We start from the raw sequence: 18,081 nt of genomic DNA, 5'->3' as shown, positions 1-18,081 counted from the left end.
GCCGCACCCCGGGTCTTGTGGCAAGCCCCCGGGTGCGATATACGTTTTAGAGGGAACAATTCCGCGCCGTCTTCGCCGCTGCGGACGAAAACTCTTCTCGCGAATGCGTCTCTCAGAAAACGTCCGGGACGTCACCGTGCCTCGCGCGGGAGGATGGTCATGGCTGGTCGGCGGCAGGTGCTGTTCATCCAGGGCGGTGGCGCGGGCGTGCACGACGACTGGGACAGGGCGCTGTCCGAGAGTCTGCGACGGGAGTTGGGCGACGGGTACGAGGTCCGTTATCCGCGGATGCCCGACGAGGGCAACCCGACCTACGCGACCTGGAGCCCGGCCATCCGGCGGGAGGTCGCGGCCCTGGACGACGGGTCGGTCGTGGTGGGGCACTCGGTGGGCGCGACGATCCTCGTCCACACGCTCGCCGACCGACCGCCGCGGCGGCACCTCGCGGCCATCGTTCTGCTCGCCGCCCCGTTCGTCGGTCCGGGCGGGTGGCCCTCCGACGAGTTCGAGATGCCGGACGACCTCGGCGAACGGTTGCCGTCCGGCGTGCCGGTGCACGTGTTCCACGGGCTCGAGGACGACACCGCGCCGCCCGCGCACGCCGACCTGTACGCCCGGGCCATCCCGCACGCCCGGCTGCACCGGCTGCCCGGCCGCGATCACCAGCTGGGCGACGACCTCGCCGAGGTGGCGGCGGTGCTGACGCTCCTCGATCCGTGTACCCCCTGATCTCCTCCAATCGGAGGCTGCCCGCCGGCGCGCGCCGAAAACTGGTGCCCGTCCGGCGGTAACCGAACCGACCGGCCAACCCGTCAGGTCAGGTGACAGGGTCGCCGTGTCGGTGGCCGACCGGGGAGGAGTACGGGACATGCACGACGTCCGCAGGCTATTGGGGGACGATCTGACCCGGCATCCCGCCCCGCCGCTTGGTGATCTGGTCCAGCAGGCGATGGTGCAGGGTCGCCGGCTGCGCCGCCGACGCCGCCTGGCGGGGTTCGGTGGCGGGTCGGCGCTCGTGCTGCTGCTCGTCGTCGGGTTGGCCGTCGGGCCGTTCGACAGGTTCGGGGCGGTCCCCGTTGATGTCGGCGCGCCGGCCGGACCGGTTGTCGGATCATCGGCCGGGACGCTGGCCACCGCCTCGCCACCGCCCCCGCTCGGGGCGCCCGGCGCCGCCACCGCCCCGGGGCCGCTCCGCTGGGCGCCGGGGCCGCCGACCGCGACCCGGGTGCTCGGCTCCGTGGCGGTCGGGCGCAAGCCGGTGAGCGATGCGCGGACCACCACCCCGCAGGCCGCCCTGGAGCTGCTGACCCGGCTGTTGCCGAAGGGCAAGACCAGCCACTACGCGATGCTGCCCAACGACGGGGCGGGCCCCGGTATGCCCTTCGTCCAGCTCTACCTGGATCGGGGCAAGGGGCCGGGGATGCTGCGGCTCTCCATCTACCAGGACGAGCGCGGTGGCGACCCACCTCCAGGGACGGTGGAGCTGACCGAGCTGCCGGACAACTGCGTGCAGGACAGGATGGTCACCGTGCACCACGGCCGTGGCCTCCGGATCGACCTGCTGATCTCCGCTTGCCTCGAGGGGGACGGGATCAACAATCCGTCGGCGATCCACGCCCTCTCCGTCCAGGAGGCGGTCGATGTCGCGGCCAACCCGCTCTGGGGTACGGAAATGCCATCCGACATCGTCGCCTCCGGTGCCAAGACCTTCACGCCACTGGCCCGGTCGAATGGCTGACGAGGAGTTCGTCGAATTCGCGCAGGCGGCCGGCGGCCGCCTGCGCGACGCCGCGTTCCTGATGTGCCGCGACTGGCACCTCGCCCAGGATCTCACCCAGACGACGCTGGCCAAGGTGTACGCCAACTGGAGGCGGGTCCGTCGAGCCGACGACCCCCACGCGTACGCCCGCAAGATGCTGGTGCGCTGCGTGATCGACCAGCAGAGGCGTCGATCCAGCCAGGAGTTGGCCGTGTCGAGGCCGCCGGAGCGGGCCGAGGAACATCCCGCGGAACTGCGGATGACGCTGCTGGACGCGATCGCCACCCTGCCACCGCGGGACCGGGCGATAGTCGTCCTGCGGTACTGGGACGACCTGAGCGTGGAGACCGTCGCCGAGGCCGTCGGCGTCTCGATCGCCGTGGTCAAGAGCCAGAGCATGCGCTCGCTCAGCCGGCTGCGCGAGCTGCTCGGCGAGAGCCGGCTCGAATTGTTCGCCGAGGAACGCCACTGAGCGGTCCGGTCCGGTTCGGCGGTGATCGTCGCCGGTCGGCGGGTGCGCGTCGCGTACGCGTCACATTGTCGTGGGTCTGGGGAGGTCCATCGTGTCCGTGTCGGTCAGAGGGTGTGGCGCAGGCCGACGCCGGGTCGCCGTGCTGGCAGCGCTGCTGTCGGCAGTGGTGGTGTTCGGTGGCGGCTGCCAACGTTCCGAGTCGGACGACGTGGCCGGTACGCCACAGACGGCGAACGCCACGTGGCTCGACGCCGGCATGTTGCTGAGCCCTGGTGATCTGGGTGCCGCCTGGCGGGAGGGCGACGCTCCGGCCGGGTCGCCGCCGTGGCCGTGGGAGCAGAGCAGCTGCCCGCACTATCGCGGCGGCGACTACCCGGCCCGGTCGTACCGGCAGAGTGCCGTGGAGCGCTTCTACCGCCCGGCGGACGGGTCGTCGCCGGCACACCACGTGGTGGAGAGATTCGCGCCCGGATGGGCCGAGCGCAACGTCGAGGACGTCCGGCGCGTCCTGGTGCGGTGCGCGGACTACCGGATGCTCGGATCGCATATTTCATTTACCGTCGTCGATCAGCATTACCGCGCGGGCGCCGGGATGCTCATCCGGGGTCGTATCGAGCACGAGGACCGTCCGGCGACCGTCACGTATTTCGTCGTGCTGAAACGAGGCGAGGTGGTGTCGACGTTCAGCCTGCCGGATCCGGGTAGTCGCGCCGCATTGGATTCCGTCGCGGCGAGAGCGGCGGCCCGCCTTGGCTGAACGGAACGGCAGAGGGCTGCCTCGCCGCTGGGTCGTCTCGGCGGTCACGATGTCCGTCGCCGGCGTCGCCACCGCCGCCTACGGCGCCACGCGCGGTGTGGGCCACGAGGGTGCCGCCGCCTCGCCGAGTCGGACGCCGGCCCAACCGGTCCCCACGACGCCGGCGGTCGACTGGATCGGGCAGGCGCGAACGCGGATCGAGACCTACGTGCGGCAGTACGACGGCCACCTGGCCGTCGCCGCACTGGACCGGCGCGGGTCGGCGGCGGTGACCGTCGGGGCGCGACGTTTCGAGACCGCCAGCATCGTCAAGGTCGACATCCTCGCGGCACTCCTGCTGCGCCAACGACCGCCGGGCAAGGCCCTGAGTTCGGCCAACCGGGAGTTGGCCGAGGCGATGATCCGGTCCAGCGACAACGACGCGGCGAGTGCGCTGTGGCAGAAGATCGAGGGATCGCGGGGGCTCACCGCCGCGAATCGCACACTCGGTCTGCGGGAGACCAAACCCGGCTCGCAGTGGGGTCGGACCACCACCACTGTGGCCGACCAGATCCGGCTGCTGGGCGCGCTGACGTCGCCGACCGGGCCGCTCACCGCGCAGGACCGCCGTTTCGTCATGGGGCTCATGTCGACTGTGGTGCCGGAGCAGCGCTGGGGGGTCACCGCCGGGCGGGCGCCCGGCAACCGTGGCACCTACGTCAAGAACGGCTGGGACACCGCCGACGCCGACGGTGGGCGCTGGCTTGTCAACAGCATCGGGCGGGTTGTCGAGGACCGCCACGACTGGCTCGTCGCCGTGCTCTCCGACCATCACGTGAGCCGGGAGGCAGGTGTCCGGGTCGTCGAGAAGGCCGCCACGTACGTGCTTCGGGAGCTGCGCGCCGCCGCGGCGCACGACACCCCCGCCCAGGGGTAGCTCGCGCGGCGCGCGGCGTCGGCCGGCTTGCGCGACGGGGTTGTGTTCCCTGGGGATTACGACTTGACGAACAGCATGTTATCGCTCACAGTCGATGGACAAGGACGACGGCACCCGAGGCTTACCGGGCGAGCCTGCTGCGTCGACCTCGAATCACACGTGCGCCAGGACATGCCGGAGCAGTGTTAACGCAAACATTCTTGTGGCATGCGCCAGGCCGTGCGTCGCGGTGCGCCCAGCTCGGGTGAACCGTTCGGCTCCTGGTTACTGGAGGAGGACCATGTCTGCCCTTGATAGGTCTCCATCGATCGTATCGCCGTCACGGCGGCGGCGAGGATGGTTGCTGCGACTCGTCACCGCCGGCGTGGCGGCGTTGGTCGCCGGTGGTGCCGCCGCAGTGGCGGTGACGTCACCCGCCGCCGCGGCGACTGTCGACACCAACGCCTGGTACGTGCTGGTCAACCGCAACAGCGGCAAGGCCCTGGACGTGTACAACCTGGCCACCAACGACGGCGCCCGGATCACGCAGTGGACGCGGAACAACGGCAACCAGCAGCAGTGGCAGTTCGTGGACTCGGGCGGCGGCTACTACCGGTTGAAGTCGCGGCTGTCCGGCAAGGTGCTGGACGTCTACAACTTCTCCACCGCCAACGGCACCAGCATCGTGCAGTGGAGCGACGGCAACGGGACGAACCAGCAGTTCCGGCTGGCCGACTCGGACAGCGGCTACATCCGTCTGATCAACCGGAACAGCAACAAGGTGGTGGAGGTGCAGGGCGCCTCGACCGCCGACGGAGGCAACATCGTGCAGTACGACGACTGGAACGGCAGCAACCAGCAGTGGCAGCTCGTCCGTGTCGACGGTGGAGGCAACCCGACCACGCCGCCGCCGACGGGTACGTGCAGTCTGCCGTCGTCGTACCGGTGGTCGTCTTCGGGTGTGTTGGCGAACCCGAAGTCGGGGTGGGTGTCGTTGAAGGACTTCACTGTGGCGCCGTACAACGGTCGGCACCTCGTGTACGCCACGACGCATGACACCGGCACCCGGTGGGGTTCGATGAACTTCGGCCTGTTCTCGAACTTCTCGGAGATGGGTTCGGCGAGTCAGAACACGATGAACTCCGCGACGGTGGCGCCGACGTTGTTCTACTTCGCGCCGAAGAACATCTGGGTCCTGGCGTACCAGTGGGGTGGCACGGCGTTCTCGTACCGGACCTCGAGCGATCCGACGAACCCGAACGGCTGGTCCGCGGCGCAGACCCTGTTCACCGGGAGTATCACCGGCTCGGGCACCGGCCCGATCGATCAGACGTTGATCGCGGACAGCACGACCATGTACCTGTTCTTCGCCGGTGACAACGGCAAGATCTACCGGGCGAGTATGCCGATCGGGAACTTCCCGGGCAGTTTCGGCTCGTCGTACACGACGATCATGAGTGACACCACGAACAACCTGTTCGAGGCCCCCCAGGTGTACAAGCTCCAGGGCCAGGACCGGTACCTGATGATCGTCGAGGCGATCGGCTCGCAGGGCCGCTACTTCAGGTCGTTCACCGCCACCAGCCTGTCGGGGTCGTGGACGCCGCAGGCCGCCACCGAGAGCAACCCGTTCGCCGGTAAGGCCAACAGCGGGGCGACCTGGACCAACGACATCAGCCACGGCGAACTGCTCCGCACCAGCGCGGACCAGACATTCACCGTCGACCCGTGCAACCTGCAACTGCTCTACCAGGGCCGCTCGCCCAGCTCCGGCGGAGACTACGGCCTCCTGCCCTACCGACCCGGCCTCCTGACCCTGCAACGCTGACGCGACACCACGCACGGCGGGCACGGCCAACAGGCCGTGCCCGCCCTGCCGTGCGGGAGGTGGTGCTGGGCCACCGCCTGAATGACGTCGACCCGACGCCGCCGCGTGCCAGAGTGGGACATGCCATTGAGCGCGTACCACCTCAGAGCGTCGATCGCCGTGTCCGACATCCAGACGGCTGTCGCCTTCTACGAAGGCAAGCTGGGCCTACCGGTGCTGCGGTCCGGTCCCAGTGCCACCATCGCCGGCGGCAGCCGGATCTACGGCTCCGGTGGCGGGCCGGCGCTGAACGTCTACCAGTCGGTCACCGCCGGGAAGACCCAGGCCACTCTGGCGACGTGGTACGTCGACGACCTCGACCGGATCGTCGACGAACTCACCTCGGCCGGTGTCGAGTTCGTCCGCTACGAGCAGTTCGACCACGACGCCCGGGGGATCACCCCGCGCGCTGGAGGCGGACGGATCGCCTGGTTCCAGGACCCGGACGGCAACACCTTCGCAGTCGAGGCCGACACCTGACCGTCGGTGCGTTAGGCGTCACCTTGACGCTGGCGGCTAATCGTATTAGCTTAAAGCTAACGCAAATAGCTAACCGGGGAGAGCTGATGACCGAATACTTGACCGCCGACTGCGGCACCATCGCGTACGAGGTGACAGGCGACGGACCACTCGTCGTCCTCGCCCACGGCATGGGGGACAGCCGCGAGGCGTACCGTTTCGTCGCCCCACGCCTGGCGGCCGCCGGCTACCGGGTGGCCGCGGTCGACCTGCGGGGCTGCGGCGAGTCGAGCGTGGGATGGCCGTCGTACAGCCGCACCGACATCGCCGGCGACCTGCTCGCGGTGATCAGGCACCTCGGCGGCCCGGCCGTGCTTGTCGGTCACTCGATCTCGGGTGGGGCCGCCACCATCGCCGCCGCCCAGGCACCCGACCTGGTCACCGGCATCGTCGAGTTGGCGCCGTTCACCCGCAAGCAGTCGATCAGGCTGGGCGACCTGCGGGTCGGCCGTTACCGCAGGGGCATGATCCGACTGCTCGGGGCCGGCCTGCTGGGCAGCGTGCCGCTCTGGCGCAGCTACCTCGAGGTCGCGTACCCGGGCAGGAAGCCAGCCGACTGGACCGCCCGGATGGCCCGCGTCGATGCCATGATGCGCGAGCCCGGCCGGATGAAGGCCCTGCAGAAGATGGGCCAGTCGTCGCCTGTCGACGCCGGGGCGCAGCTGGCGAACGTCCGCTGCCCCGTGCTCATCGTCGAGGGCACGCTCGACCCGGACTGGGCCGACCCGCGCGCCGAGGGCGAGGCGATCGTCGCCGCGCTCCCGGCGGGTCTGGGCCGGCTCGACACCATCGAGGGCGCCGGCCACTACCCGCACGCGCAGTACCCCGACGAGGTGACCTCGCTGGTGCTGACCTTCCTGCGCGCGAACGCCCATGCCTAGGGCCGGCCTCGCCCCGGCGGCGGTCGTCGCTGCCGGGGCCGCGCTCGCCGACGAGGTCGGCTTCGCCAACCTGTCGATGGGTCTGGTGGCCGAACGGGTCGGCGTCCGGACACCGTCGCTCTACAAACACGTCGACTCGCTGGAGGCGCTGCGTCGGGGCATCTCCATCCAGGCCCGACACGAACTCGGTGACACGCTGGTCCGGGCGACCGTCGGCAGATCCGGCCCGGACGCCGTCCGCGCGTTCGCCGACGCCTACCGCCGCTGGGTCCTCGACCATCCGGGCCGCTACGCCGCCACCGTCCGCGCGCCCGACCTCGATGACGAGGAGGACCGCCGCGCCGGCGACGAGGCCCTGCGGATCCTGCTCGACGTCCTGGCCGGCTTCGGGTCGCCGGGCGCCGATGCCATCGACGCCGCCCGTGCGCTGCGCTCGGCGCTGCACGGCTTCGCCAGCCTGGAGAGCGCCGGCGGCTTCGGGCTGCCCCGCGACGTCGACCGCAGCTACCGGTTCCTCGTCGAGACTCTGATCAGCGGCCTGGGAGCCGACCGGGCCGGTGACGGCGCAGGGGAGGCCTGACCGCCGCTCCCCGCCGTCGTCAGACCAGCAGTTGCTCCCGCAGCCGTGCGCCCAGGTTGATCGCGCCCACCGCCTGGGGCCCGGCCGGATCGTGCACGCCGACCGTGTTGTTGCGGCGCATCAGCTCACGGACCGCGGGGGGCAGTCGGGGCGGATCGTCCATGGCGGCGAGGACCTGCGCGGCGCTCGAGATCAGTCGATCGACCAGGGCGGCGGCGTCGGTGTCCACCCGTACCCGGCCGTACTCCCAGCCGGCGGTGGTGAGGTCCAGCACCTCGAACACGCGGGTCACGACCGGGACCGGATCGGTCACCCGCTCGAGACGGCGCGCCTGGCCGCCGACCACGGAGACAGCGGCGGCCAGCTGGGCGTACGGGTGGTAGCCGCACGGCAGCGCGAACAGGGGCCACCGCAGCGCCGGACCGACCTCCTTCCACAGTGGCCGGTAGTTGCGGCGGTTCACCAGCAGTCGTCGACCCGTCCGTCGGTGGTAGTCCTGGGCCTGGGCCTGCAGGTCGGCGTGGGCCTCGTCGGCGACCTGGCTCACGATCCCCGCCGCCACCACCAGGCCGTCATCGCCGTCGAGGACTCCGGTGACCGCCTCGACCTGCTGGGCGAACGGGATCCGCGCGTGGGCGCCGTACCTCTGCCGGACGTCCCGCAGCAGCGCCTGCTGCCGCTGCGGATCGAGCTGGACCCGCCCGCCACCCAGCAACCGCTGGAGCCAACCCATCTCGCCTCGTTTCAGCAGAGCCGTCCCGGACCGCGGCAATGCTAGTGCGTCGGACCCCGCCCGGTGCTGAAGGGGTGGCGACCGGCCACGGTCGTCGGCAGGCGGGCCACCCTCCCAGGGTTCGCGAGGGCGGCCCGAGTCGCCGCGTGGTCAGTTCCGCAGCGCCCACTGCTGGTTCTGTTGTCCGTTGCAGGACCAGAGGATGAGCTGCGCACCACCGGGTCAACGACATTCATTGACATGAATGAAACAAACATCATACGATTCGGTGCGCATCGATTCGCCACCGCCGCCACCACCGTCGCCCGTGGCTAGTCGCCAATCCCCGCGCCTCCACGATTCCGAGGAGCCACCTCGTGCGAACACCGTCCCCGAGTGGGCCAGGCAGAGCCCGCCATCCCAACCCGAGGCGCAGTCGCGCCCGACGTCTGACCACCCTGGCGGGTGCTCTGCTGGGCATCCTCGTCGGCATCGGCGTCACCCCCGCCGCCCCGGTGGCCGCCGCCATCGAGCCGGGGCGGAGCACCCCGATCGTCGGCACGCCGTCCGGCCGCTGCCTCGAGGTGCCCAACTCCAGCACCACGAACGGCACCCAGACGCAACTCTGGGACTGCAACGGCAGCGCGGGGCAGACCTGGACGTGGACGTCGACCAAACAACTCCAGGTGTACGGCAACAAGTGCCTGGACGCCTCCGGCCGCGGCACCGCCAACGGCACCCAGGTGATCATCTGGGACTGCAACGGTCAGAACAACCAGCAGTGGAACGTCAACAGCAACGGCACCATCACCGGCGTACAGTCCGGGCTCTGCCTCGACGCCAACGGCGCCGCCACCGCGAACGGCACCAGGATCATCCTCTGGGCCTGCAACGGAGGCGCCAACCAGCAGTGGGCCTCGCCGACCACCACCCCGCCGCCGACAAACCCGCCGACCGGCGCCCGCCCGTGCGACATCTACGCCTCCGGCGGCACCCCGTGCGTGGCGGCGCACAGCACCACCCGGGCTCTCTTCGAGGCGTACGCCGGCAACCTGTACCAGGTCCGGCGCTCGTCGGACAACACGACACGCAACATCGGGCTCACGGGCACGGGCGGCACCGCCAACGCGGCGACGCAGGACTCGTTCTGTGCCGGCACGACCTGCGTGATCACCGTCGTCTTCGACCAGTCCGGTCGCGGGAACGACCTCTGGTACCAGGGGTCGAGCGTGGTTCCCGGCTCACCGCAGAGCAGGCCGGCGGTCGCCACTTCGGAGTCCCTCACCGTGGGCGGCGCGAAGGCGTACTCGCTCTACATCAACCCCGGTAACAGCTACTGGCGCGACGGACACCTGACCGGGGTGCCTACCGGCGCGGCTCCCGAGGGCATGTACATGGTGACAAGCGGCACCCACGTCAACAGCGGCTGCTGCTTCGACTACGGCAACAGCGAGACGACGCGCAAGGCCGACGCCGCCGGCGCGATGGACGCCATCAACTTCGGCAAGCAGTGCTGGTTCGGCGGCTGCTCCGGCAGCGGACCCTGGGTGCAGGCCGACCTGGAGTGGGGCCTCTTCCCCGGTGGAAGCAGCTCCTGGAACCCGAACCAGCGCGCGTTCACCAGCAAGTTCGTCACCGCGACGCTGAAGAACAACGGCACCACCCGCTTCGCCATCAAGGGCAGCGACGCGCAGGCGGGCAGCCTCTACACGCTGTGGGACGGGTCGCTCCCGCCCGGATACAGCCCGATGAAGAAGCAGGGCGCGATCATCCTGGGCAGTGGCGGGGACTGCTGCAAGCCCGACGGCGGTGCGAACCTCAGCGCCGGCACGTTCTACGAGGGGGCAATGGTCGCCGGCTATCCCAGTGACGCCACCGAGAACGCGGTGCAGGCCAACGTGGTCACCGCTGGCTACCGCTGACCTGTACGGGAAGCGAGCGGCACACCCGTGCGCCGGTCACCAGTCGATGGTGGCCGGCGCACCCGCGCGGCCGGTCAGGAGACCGCCGCCTTCACCAGCTCGACGACCCGCTTCTCCACCTCGGGGCTCCACGCGCGCAGCGCGTACGCCACAGGCCACAGGTCACCGTCGTCGAGGTTGGCCGAGTCCTGGAAACCCAGTGTCGAGTACCTGTAGTTGAACTTGGCGGAGTCCTGGAAGAAGACGACGATCTTGCCGTCCTCGTTCGCGTACGCGGGCATCCCGTACCAGGTCTTCGGCGCCAGGTCCGGGGCGGTCGCGGTCACCGTCACGTGCACCCGCTCGGCGAGCGCGCGGTCCTCCGGCTCCATCTGCGCGATCCGGTCGAGGACCGCCTGGAGGCCGTCGGCCCGCTTTGCGCCCTTACGGCCCTCGGCACGCAGCTCGGCGGCGCGCTCCTTCATCGCGGCGCGTTCCTCCGCGGTGAAGCCGTCGGATGGGGTCGTGGACGTCTTCGCGGACATTCGCGGGCTCCCTCTCTCTGGTGAGGCTCGGCGTGCTGCCGTCTACCTGGTAAAAGGCTAGGCTCGGCGGCCCGCGGACGCTTCTTGATTCCTGATCGATGACGGGTGCGGCGTGACCTTCCTCCGTGACCGCGCCACATGACCGGGCCGTCCGTACCCGACTGGGCGGCACACCGTCGGACCAGCGTCCGCCGGACACGCACAAGCCCTGGTCGGAACGTGTCCGACCAGGGCTTGTGCGGTTGTCCTACCGGCGGCGTCGCCGGTCAGGAGACGAAGCGGGTACGGCGGCGGCGCGCCATCAGGAACAGGACGGCGCCCGCGGCCAGCAGGGCGACCCCGCCGCCCAGCGCCAGGCTGGACTGGCCGGTGATCGGCAGCGACGGGCCGTCGCCGGCATCTCCGCCACCGGCGCCGCCACCGGCAGGGTTGACGACAAGTGCGGCGACGTCGTTGTCGGACGTGACGTCAGGGGTCGAGGACTTCGCCGTGACGGTGCCGGTCAGCTCCCCGGCGGTGTCGACCCGCAGCCCGAAGTTCCAGGTGACCGCCTCACCCACGTCGAGCGGGTGGACGGCCGTTCGGCAGACGTAGCCGGCGTCGGCCTTCGCGCAGCCGTCCGGCACCGCCGTGACGGTGGTGCCCTTCGGCGGTACGACGGTCACGGTCGCGGCCGGCTCGCTGATCCCGGAGGCGTACGCGGGGCCGAGGTTCTTGACACCCACCTTCGCGGTGACCGTGGCGCCGACACTGGCGCGGACCTGCCCGCCGACGGCGCTCACGTCGGAACGGTTCGTGCCCTCGACGGTGAGGATCACGTGCTGCGAGTCCAGGAAGACCGAATCCTCGGTCTGGGCGCCCTGTGCGCGCAGACCGTCGGTCTTGCGGACCAGACCGAGGGTGCCCTGCGTGCCGCGGGTCGGCTTGGTGGCCCGGACCATGTCGAGGTTGTCCCGCCCGTCGACCGGAGTCGACCAGGTGAACCCGGCCCCGGCGACACCCGGCGCCGGCACCTGCGGCCGAAGCTGCAACGGCAGATCCTCGGACAGCCGGTACTCCTGACCGGGGGCCAGCGTCGCCTCGAAGTGGCAGTACGCGGCGAAGCTGCCGTACTGGCAGTTGTCGTAGCGCTTCGGCACTGTGAACATGGCCTCGTAGTAGAAGAACAGGTCGACGCCGGTGATCGCGTTGTCCCCGGCGTTGCGCACCGTGAGCGGGTTGGTGAAGACGTCACCCGGCTTGGCCTTCTTGCTGATGATCGGCCCGACCTCCAGGGCGACCTTCTCGCTGACGGTCACCGTCGACGTCCTGGTGTACGTCTGGTCGCGGCTGGCCACCTTGACGCTCACCTCACCCTCGTCGCCGACCTTCGCCGCCGCCAGCGGCCGGAAGGTGAGCGTGGTGATGCCCGCGAACAGGTTCTCCGAGGCGAGCGTGTCGAACGTGCAGGTGATCGTGGTGCCCGACTGCTTGCACGGGTCGAGGCCCTCGAACGTGAGCGCGGCCGTGGCGACACCGGCGAGCTTCGCGGTGTCGATGGTGACCGTGACGTCGTTGAGCGTGAAGTCGGTGTCGTAGTTGTAGAGGTAGACGGACTGGGTCTTGCCGATCGAGCCGGGCACCAGAGCGGTGTGGTCGAGGCGGAGTTGCGTGCCCTTGGGCAGCGCGACCGCGGACGGCGGCGCCACGGCGTTGGCGCCGAGCGCCCCGATGGCGCAGGCGCCGAGCCACGCGGCGACCCGCAGCAGACGTGAACGACTCACTGATGTTCCTCCCCCGTTGATGAACGGGGGAGATCGTAGCCGCTGTGACCTGTGCGTGGGGGGCGTCGGGACGACGGACCGTCCTTGCTGGACGTAGGCTTCGGCCTATGTCCAGCTGGCCATGGCAGGGCCGGGCGACGAACGTGTCAGTGGTGTTCGTGGTCGGCCTGGTCGCGCTCGTCGGCCTCGTGGTGCAGTCCGAGGGCGTCGACACCGCCGCCGACCGGGTGGCCCTGCTGGTGGTGCTGGCGTCCTCCGGGGCGCTGTACGTGCGCCGCCGTCACCCGGTGTGGGTGGGCGTGGTGGCGCTGGTGGCCGTCGGCGCGTACGGGGCACTGCTGCACCGGCCGGGGCCGATCATGCTGGTCTTCGTCGTGGCGCTCTACACGGTCGTCGACGAGGGTCACCTCGCGGTGGCGATCGGGCTCGGGGTCGCCTCGGTGGTCGCCTTCGCCGCGGCGGACGGCGGCAACCGTGTCGGGCCCGACTCCAACGGTGCGACGCTGCTGCACGCCGGCTGGCTCGTCGCGGTCATCGTCGGCGTGACCCGCAACCGCCGGGCGTACGTCGCGGAGGCGCGGGCCCGGGTGCTCGAAGCGGAGCAGACCATGCGGGAGGAGGCCCGTCGGCGGGCCACCGAGGAACGCCTGCGCATCGCCCGTGAACTGCACGACGCGCTCGGCCACCACCTCTCGCTGATCAACGTGCAGGCCAGCGCCGCGCTGCACCGCCCGGATCCCACCCGGTCCGTGCAGGCCCTCACCGCGATCAAGCAGACGAGCAGGGACACGCTTCGCGAGTTGCGCGCGACGTTGGACGTCCTGCGGCAGGAGAGCGGGACACCCGCCGCGGCACCCGGCCTGAACCGTCTCGAGGAGCTGGTGCACGTGGCCGGAGGGTCCGGGTTGGCGATCCGTGTCGACGTGACCGAGACGCGGCCGTTGCCGCCGGAGGTCGACCTGGCGGTGTACCGGATCGTCCAGGAAGCGCTCACCAACGTGGCCCGACACGCGGGCGCGACCGCCGCCGTGGTCCGGGTGCGGCCCGAGGGGGACGACGTGCTGGTCGAGGTCGACGACGACGGCAGCGGGTCAGCCGGGCCGCCCGGCAACGGCATCATCGGCATGGGTGAGCGTGCGCGGTCGCTCGGCGGTTCGCTCACCGCGCGCCCGGGGCCGGAGGGCGGCTTCCGGGTGCGGGCCCGCCTCCCGCTACGACCAGGCGATGTGCCGGCGGGAGCGTCGGCGTGATCCGGGTGCTGCTCGCCGACGACCAGACCCTGGTCCGTGCCGGCTTCCGGTCCATCCTGGAGGGCGAGGACGGCATCGAGGTGGTCGGTGAGGCCGCCGACGGCGCCGAGGCGGTACGTCTCGCCCGCCTGTCGCGGCCGGACGTCGTCCTGATGGACATCCGGATGCCCGGGCTGGACGGCCTGGCGGCGACCCGCGAGATCACCGCGCGCTCCGAGATCCGGGTGATCATCCTGACCACGTTCGACCTGGACGACTACGTCTACGGCGCACTGCGGGCCGGCGCCAGCGGTTTCCTGGTCAAGGACACCGAGCCCGCCGAGCTGATCCACGGCGTGCGGGTGGTGGCCCGTGGTGACGCGCTGATCGCGCCGTCGATCACACGCCGGCTGATCTCCGAGTTCGCCGCCCGGGCCCGGCATCCGGACCCGGGCCCACGGCTGAACGCGCTCACCGACCGGGAACGCGAGGTGATGGCGCTTGTCGCGGCCGGGCTGTCCAACGACGAGATCGCGGCGCGACTGGTGTTGAGCCCGGCCACCGCCAAGACGCACGTCAGCCGGATCATGACTAAGGCGGGGGTCCGGGACCGGGCCCAGTTGGTCATCCTCGCCTACGAGTCCGGTCTGACGGTCCCCGGATGGCTCGCCCGCGACCGCCCGTGACCCGGCCGCCGGTCCCGCTCAGCCGGCACGCCGGGAGCGGGCCAGCGCCAACCCGCCGAGAACGATGCTGACGAGGCCGACCACCAGGGCCACGTAGGCGCCGCCACGTCCGTTGCCGGTGCCGATGCCACTGTCGGAGGTGGCCACGACGACGCCGCCGAGGACGACACCGACCAGCCCGGCCGTCACGGCCACGGCCGGCCGGAGCCGCGCGTTTCCGGCACCGGTGGCGGGGCGGGCCAACGCGAGCCCTCCGATCACCACGCCGATCAGTCCCAGCACAGCGGCCACGGAGGCGCCGAGCCGACCGGCGCTCATCGTTGTGACGCTGGCGGCGAGCAGGTGAGTGTCGTACATGGCGGTTCCCTTCGCTCACGGGCGGATGCCGTTGCAGCGTATGGAGCCGCAGGGTCACCGGTCGTCAGGCCGGAGTTGTCGATGGGCCTACCACCACGGGTGTACTGACGCGACGCGACGCACCACCCCGGTTGCGGCCCGCACACGCCAACGCCGCCGCCTGCCGAGGAACCGACAGGCGGCGGCGCTGACGCGACGCTCAGGAGTACGGGAGCCGCAGCACCGACTGGTTGCCGATGCCCACAGTGCTGGGGTTGCTGCCGATCGCCGACCAGACCTCCACCCGGACCGTGCCGTTGCTCAGCGCGCCGAGCGTTCCGGTGGCCGAGGCGAGGCCGGCGGCCTGGGTGTAGTGCTCGTAGCCGGAGACCGGGTCGGTGGCGAAGTACCGCCACGTCTCGACCCGTTCCCAACTGCCGTTGCCGGTCAGGTCGTAGGAGACCCGCACCTGCACGCCGTTGCCGACCGCCGTACCGGCATCGACGAACAGGTCGAACGCGGTCTGCGCGCCCGAGTAGGCGAGGGTGAGCCCGGTCGCCGTGAACACCTGGGCGTTCGTCGGCGTACCGTCGTGGTTTCCGTTGGCGGCCGCGACAGTGGTCGTGGCCGCGCCACCGGCGGCGCCCAGACCGCCACCGGGCAGCAGATACCGCGTCGGGCTGCCCGTCGGCGGCGGAGTCGTCGGTGGCGGCGTGGTCGGCGGCGGAGTCGTCGGCGGGGGATCGGTGGGCGTCGGGGACACGCCGCCGGCCGCGTTGCCGCCACTCCAGGTGTACGCCCCGGTGGTGGCCGTCCTGCCGGCGCCCACGGTGAGCGTGGTGCCGTTGGAGAACGTCACAGTGACGGGTGACGCGGTCGGGTTCGACGCCACGTAGGTACGCGCTCCGTTGCGCGAGAAGACCGCCGACAGCGGATGGTTGCCGGTGACCGTCGTGTCGACTGTGCCCAGCGCCGCGAGGTTGCGGATCCAGTGGAAGGTGTGCGCACGGCTCTCGCCCTCCTCCGGGGTGTAGCCGGGGTTCGCCCGCAGGTTCGCCAGCGCCGCGTCGGGATCGCCGAGGGCCTGGAACTGCCAGAGGATGTCCTGCCACACCGTGGGTTGTCCGCCGTTGTTGCGGACCAGTTCGGCGTAGTTGGTGCGTACGTACGCCGGGTTGTTGCCGAGGTAGAGGTGTCCGCCGGTGACGGGCAGCAGGTTGATGCCCTGGATCATCTCCGGGTCGGCGCTGAACCAGGTGGCGTACGCGCCGCCGTCGCCCCAGACCATGCCGACCGTGGAGTGCCCGAAGGCGGCGGGGAAGTTCTGGTCGCTGACGTCGAACCAGTACTCCTGGATGGCGGCGGCCTGCGTGGTGTAGAGGAAGACACCCGCGTCACGGACGGCCGTGTTGCCGGTGACCTGCCCCCACTGGATCAGGGCGTTGGCGAAGTTCATCCCCTCGGACGAGGACTCCTGGTTGTTGCCCGAGCCGAACGAGCCGTGCCCGGACGCCCAGTCGTGCCCGGCGTAGATGTCGAAGTCGCGCAGGTAGGGAAAGCGGGTGTCGTCGCGCCGGTAGTTGTTGGCGTCGCGGATCAGCAGGTCCACCATGCCGCCGTAGCGGCTGGTGCTGGCCCACGACGGGTCGAACTTGGCAAGTGTCGCGGCGGCGGCGATGTAGTAGCCGTAGTGGAAGTGGTGGTCGTTGAGTTCCTGGTCGGAGCCGTACGACGCCGGGTAGCCGATCAGGGTGCCCCAGTTGTTGTCGTAGTAGAAGACCCGGCTCGTCTTGCCGCTGGACGCGGTGAACCAGTCGGTGAGCGTGCTGCGGATGGCGTTCAGCGCGCTGTCGCGCGTCGTGGTGTCGTTGACCAGGTCGGCGATCTCGGCGATCCGCGCGGCCCGGCCGAGACCCTTGCCGGTCCAGTACGTGTCGCCGCCGCGCTGGTCCATCGGGTTTGCGCGCACGGCGGCCAGTTGGCTGGTGAGCGTCGCCAGGTCGCTTCCGCTGCCGTCGCCGACGGCGGGCAGCTCCGGCAGGACACCCTGGTACTTCATGGCGGTACGGAACTGGTTGACGCCTGTGAGCACCTTCATCCGACCGCGCGCCGACGGGTAGGTGGGCGTGATCGCGGTTGACCCGCTCAGCGACTTCCACTGGTGCGGGTAGAGGCTGACCACCGTCTGCGTCGCGGTGCCCTCCCGGGCGGTGGTGGTGAACGCGTACGTGGTGGTCAGGCCGCTGGTCGCCGGGTTGTAGGCGTACGACACCTGGGTGCCGGTGACGTGGGCGTGCGCGTACCGGCCGTAGGTGGCGGCCAGGTCGGCGCGTTCGGTCGCGCTCGACGTCGGCGGCAGGAGAGCGACGGAGAAGTAACCCCGGCCGTTCAGGGTGGACGTGATCCGGCCGGACGCCACGGTCCAGCTCGCGCCGCTGGGGGCGTACCCGACGTAGTCGTGGCCGTTGACCCGGAAGCCGATTGTCGCGCCACTGCTGGACCAGACCTCGGGGGTGCCGGCGGTGCTGATCTGCGCGTTCCCGCCGCTGGTCTGGAAGTACGCGAAGGGCAGCCCGTGGCCGATTGTGGCGCGCATGGTGCGCGTGCCGTCACTCCAGTACGGGCTGACGGTCCAGTCGGTCCAGCCGTCGACCGTGACCACTGGTGCGCCGAGGCCGGCCACGCCCACCCGGATGTCCTGGACGTACGGGTAGTGGAATTCACCGACGCCGGTCGCGGTGCCGCTGATGGCGGGTGTGGAGTTGGCGGAGAAGCCGAGGCCGTCGGTGTAGGTGTCGTACGAGATCGGGTGGGCGTGCAGGGGCTCGCTGAAGGAGCAGTCGGTGCGCTTGAACAGCAGCGAGGACCACCAGTCGTTGGTGGGTACCGCGCCGGCGGGGGCGTTGGCGGTGACGAACTGCCGGGGGTTTGTGGACATCGGTCCGCACCCCGTGGGCAGCGGCCCGACCGGGGTGGTGGTGTAGCTGCCGGCGCCGACGGGTGCGGCCGCCGCGGGGCCGGTGACGGGGATGGCCAGGCCGCCGACGACAAGCGTGAGGGCTGTCGTGACGGCCAGGATCCATCGGCGGTGGGGGACGGGAGGTTTCATGGTGCCTCCATCGCGCGTCGGTGCCGGTGGGGGCCGGCCCGACGCCTTCGTCTTAATTGAGGAGAAGGTC

The 18,081-nt window shown here is 70.7% G+C and carries 17 protein-coding genes; 12 read left to right on the top strand and 5 right to left on the bottom strand.

Features of this window, described 5'->3' with window-relative positions; genetic code table 11:
• The first annotated feature begins 159 nt into the window (after positions 1–159).
• The 9 genes from AB0N27_RS28270 to AB0N27_RS28230 all read left to right on the top strand — a co-directional run bounded on the left by AB0N27_RS28270 (position 160) and on the right by AB0N27_RS28230 (position 7,730).
• On the top strand, positions 160–729 hold the full coding sequence (locus AB0N27_RS28270; protein ID WP_364376209.1) for an alpha/beta hydrolase: 570 nt from the start codon (positions 160–162) through the stop codon (positions 727–729).
• Between the two features lie 139 nt (positions 730–868).
• Positions 869–1,738, top strand: coding sequence for a hypothetical protein (locus tag AB0N27_RS28265; RefSeq protein WP_364376206.1), 870 nt, complete (start codon positions 869–871; stop codon positions 1,736–1,738).
• The gene (locus tag AB0N27_RS28260) at positions 1,731–2,231 is read left to right on the top strand and encodes a SigE family RNA polymerase sigma factor (RefSeq protein WP_364376203.1); all 501 of its coding nucleotides are present in this window, start codon (positions 1,731–1,733) and stop codon (positions 2,229–2,231) included. Before AB0N27_RS28265 ends, AB0N27_RS28260 begins: the two co-directional genes overlap by 8 nt.
• Positions 2,232–2,322: 91 nt before the next feature.
• Complete coding sequence (locus AB0N27_RS28255; protein ID WP_364376200.1) at positions 2,323–2,988, top strand: hypothetical protein; 666 nt, start codon at positions 2,323–2,325, stop codon at positions 2,986–2,988.
• 49 nt (positions 2,989–3,037) lie between these two features.
• Positions 3,038–3,904: a serine hydrolase gene (locus tag AB0N27_RS28250; RefSeq protein WP_364376197.1), complete on the top strand. Its 867-nt coding sequence runs from the start codon at positions 3,038–3,040 to the stop codon at positions 3,902–3,904.
• Positions 3,905–4,184: 280 nt separating this feature from the next.
• Entirely contained in the window at positions 4,185–5,711 is a 1,527-nt protein-coding gene (locus tag AB0N27_RS28245) for a non-reducing end alpha-L-arabinofuranosidase family hydrolase (RefSeq protein WP_364376194.1), read from the top strand.
• 159 nt (positions 5,712–5,870) lie between these two features.
• Complete coding sequence (locus tag AB0N27_RS28240) at positions 5,871–6,230, top strand: VOC family protein (RefSeq protein ID WP_364376191.1); 360 nt, start codon at positions 5,871–5,873, stop codon at positions 6,228–6,230.
• A gap of 86 nt (positions 6,231–6,316) precedes the next feature.
• Positions 6,317–7,150, top strand: coding sequence for an alpha/beta hydrolase (locus AB0N27_RS28235; protein WP_364376188.1), 834 nt, complete (start codon positions 6,317–6,319; stop codon positions 7,148–7,150).
• Positions 7,143–7,730, top strand: a complete 588-nt coding sequence (locus AB0N27_RS28230; RefSeq protein WP_364376185.1) for a WHG domain-containing protein — start codon at positions 7,143–7,145, stop codon at positions 7,728–7,730. The genes AB0N27_RS28235 and AB0N27_RS28230 overlap by 8 nt, the downstream gene beginning before the upstream one ends.
• Positions 7,731–7,749: 19 nt before the next feature.
• Here AB0N27_RS28230 and AB0N27_RS28225 read toward each other — a convergent pair whose 3' ends face one another.
• Entirely contained in the window at positions 7,750–8,463 is a 714-nt protein-coding gene (locus AB0N27_RS28225; protein ID WP_364376182.1) for a hypothetical protein, read from the bottom strand.
• A gap of 356 nt (positions 8,464–8,819) precedes the next feature.
• On the opposite strand from AB0N27_RS28225, the gene AB0N27_RS28220 reads away from it, so the two are divergent.
• Complete coding sequence (locus AB0N27_RS28220; RefSeq protein ID WP_364376179.1) at positions 8,820–10,364, top strand: arabinofuranosidase catalytic domain-containing protein; 1,545 nt, start codon at positions 8,820–8,822, stop codon at positions 10,362–10,364.
• A gap of 74 nt (positions 10,365–10,438) precedes the next feature.
• On the opposite strand, the gene AB0N27_RS28215 is transcribed toward AB0N27_RS28220, so the two are convergent.
• Together AB0N27_RS28215 and AB0N27_RS28210 are read right to left on the bottom strand one after the other, a co-directional pair.
• On the bottom strand, positions 10,439–10,888 hold the full coding sequence (locus AB0N27_RS28215; protein ID WP_364376176.1) for a hypothetical protein: 450 nt from the start codon (positions 10,886–10,888) through the stop codon (positions 10,439–10,441).
• A gap of 266 nt (positions 10,889–11,154) precedes the next feature.
• Positions 11,155–12,651, bottom strand: coding sequence for a hypothetical protein (locus AB0N27_RS28210; protein ID WP_364376173.1), 1,497 nt, complete (start codon positions 12,649–12,651; stop codon positions 11,155–11,157).
• 107 nt (positions 12,652–12,758) lie between these two features.
• Between AB0N27_RS28210 and AB0N27_RS28205 the strand changes: the two genes are divergently transcribed.
• A complete protein-coding gene (locus tag AB0N27_RS28205) occupies positions 12,759–13,901 on the top strand; it encodes a sensor histidine kinase (protein WP_364376170.1) in 1,143 nt (380 codons plus the stop codon).
• On the top strand, positions 13,898–14,566 hold the full coding sequence (locus tag AB0N27_RS28200) for a response regulator transcription factor (protein ID WP_364376167.1): 669 nt from the start codon (positions 13,898–13,900) through the stop codon (positions 14,564–14,566). The genes AB0N27_RS28205 and AB0N27_RS28200 overlap by 4 nt, the downstream gene beginning before the upstream one ends.
• Before the next feature lie 18 nt (positions 14,567–14,584).
• Here the strand turns inward: AB0N27_RS28200 and AB0N27_RS28195 are convergent, their stop codons facing one another.
• Both AB0N27_RS28195 and AB0N27_RS28190 read right to left on the bottom strand, forming a co-directional pair.
• Positions 14,585–14,923, bottom strand: a complete 339-nt coding sequence (locus AB0N27_RS28195; protein WP_364376164.1) for a DUF6223 family protein — start codon at positions 14,921–14,923, stop codon at positions 14,585–14,587.
• A gap of 199 nt (positions 14,924–15,122) precedes the next feature.
• On the bottom strand, positions 15,123–18,011 hold the full coding sequence (locus tag AB0N27_RS28190; protein ID WP_364376161.1) for a glycosyl hydrolase: 2,889 nt from the start codon (positions 18,009–18,011) through the stop codon (positions 15,123–15,125).
• Positions 18,012–18,081 lie beyond the last annotated feature (70 nt).

This window comes from Micromonospora sp. NPDC093244 (genome assembly GCF_040683695.1).
Classification (GTDB): domain Bacteria; phylum Actinomycetota; class Actinomycetes; order Mycobacteriales; family Micromonosporaceae; genus Micromonospora.
The sequence above is the reverse complement of the archived record's forward strand: the minus strand, read 5'-3'. Positions and strand labels throughout refer to the sequence as shown.

What these genes read in the sequence shown, in the direction of transcription:
- AB0N27_RS28270 (WP_364376209.1), top strand. Translation starts at nt 160, where the DNA reads ATGGCTGGTCGGCGGCAGGTGCTGTTCATCCAGGGCGGTGGCGCGGGC.
- AB0N27_RS28265 (WP_364376206.1), top strand. Translation starts at nt 869, where the DNA reads ATGCACGACGTCCGCAGGCTATTGGGGGACGATCTGACCCGGCATCCC.
- AB0N27_RS28260 (WP_364376203.1), top strand. Translation starts at nt 1,731, where the DNA reads ATGGCTGACGAGGAGTTCGTCGAATTCGCGCAGGCGGCCGGCGGCCGC.
- AB0N27_RS28250 (WP_364376197.1), top strand. Translation starts at nt 3,038, where the DNA reads ATGTCCGTCGCCGGCGTCGCCACCGCCGCCTACGGCGCCACGCGCGGT.
- AB0N27_RS28245 (WP_364376194.1), top strand. Translation starts at nt 4,185, where the DNA reads ATGTCTGCCCTTGATAGGTCTCCATCGATCGTATCGCCGTCACGGCGG.
- AB0N27_RS28235 (WP_364376188.1), top strand. Translation starts at nt 6,317, where the DNA reads ATGACCGAATACTTGACCGCCGACTGCGGCACCATCGCGTACGAGGTG.
- AB0N27_RS28230 (WP_364376185.1), top strand. Translation starts at nt 7,143, where the DNA reads ATGCCTAGGGCCGGCCTCGCCCCGGCGGCGGTCGTCGCTGCCGGGGCC.
- AB0N27_RS28225 (WP_364376182.1), bottom strand. Translation starts at nt 8,463, where the DNA reads ATGGGTTGGCTCCAGCGGTTGCTGGGTGGCGGGCGGGTCCAGCTCGAT.
- AB0N27_RS28215 (WP_364376176.1), bottom strand. Translation starts at nt 10,888, where the DNA reads ATGTCCGCGAAGACGTCCACGACCCCATCCGACGGCTTCACCGCGGAG.
- AB0N27_RS28205 (WP_364376170.1), top strand. Translation starts at nt 12,759, where the DNA reads ATGTCCAGCTGGCCATGGCAGGGCCGGGCGACGAACGTGTCAGTGGTG.
- AB0N27_RS28195 (WP_364376164.1), bottom strand. Translation starts at nt 14,923, where the DNA reads ATGTACGACACTCACCTGCTCGCCGCCAGCGTCACAACGATGAGCGCC.
- AB0N27_RS28190 (WP_364376161.1), bottom strand. Translation starts at nt 18,011, where the DNA reads ATGAAACCTCCCGTCCCCCACCGCCGATGGATCCTGGCCGTCACGACA.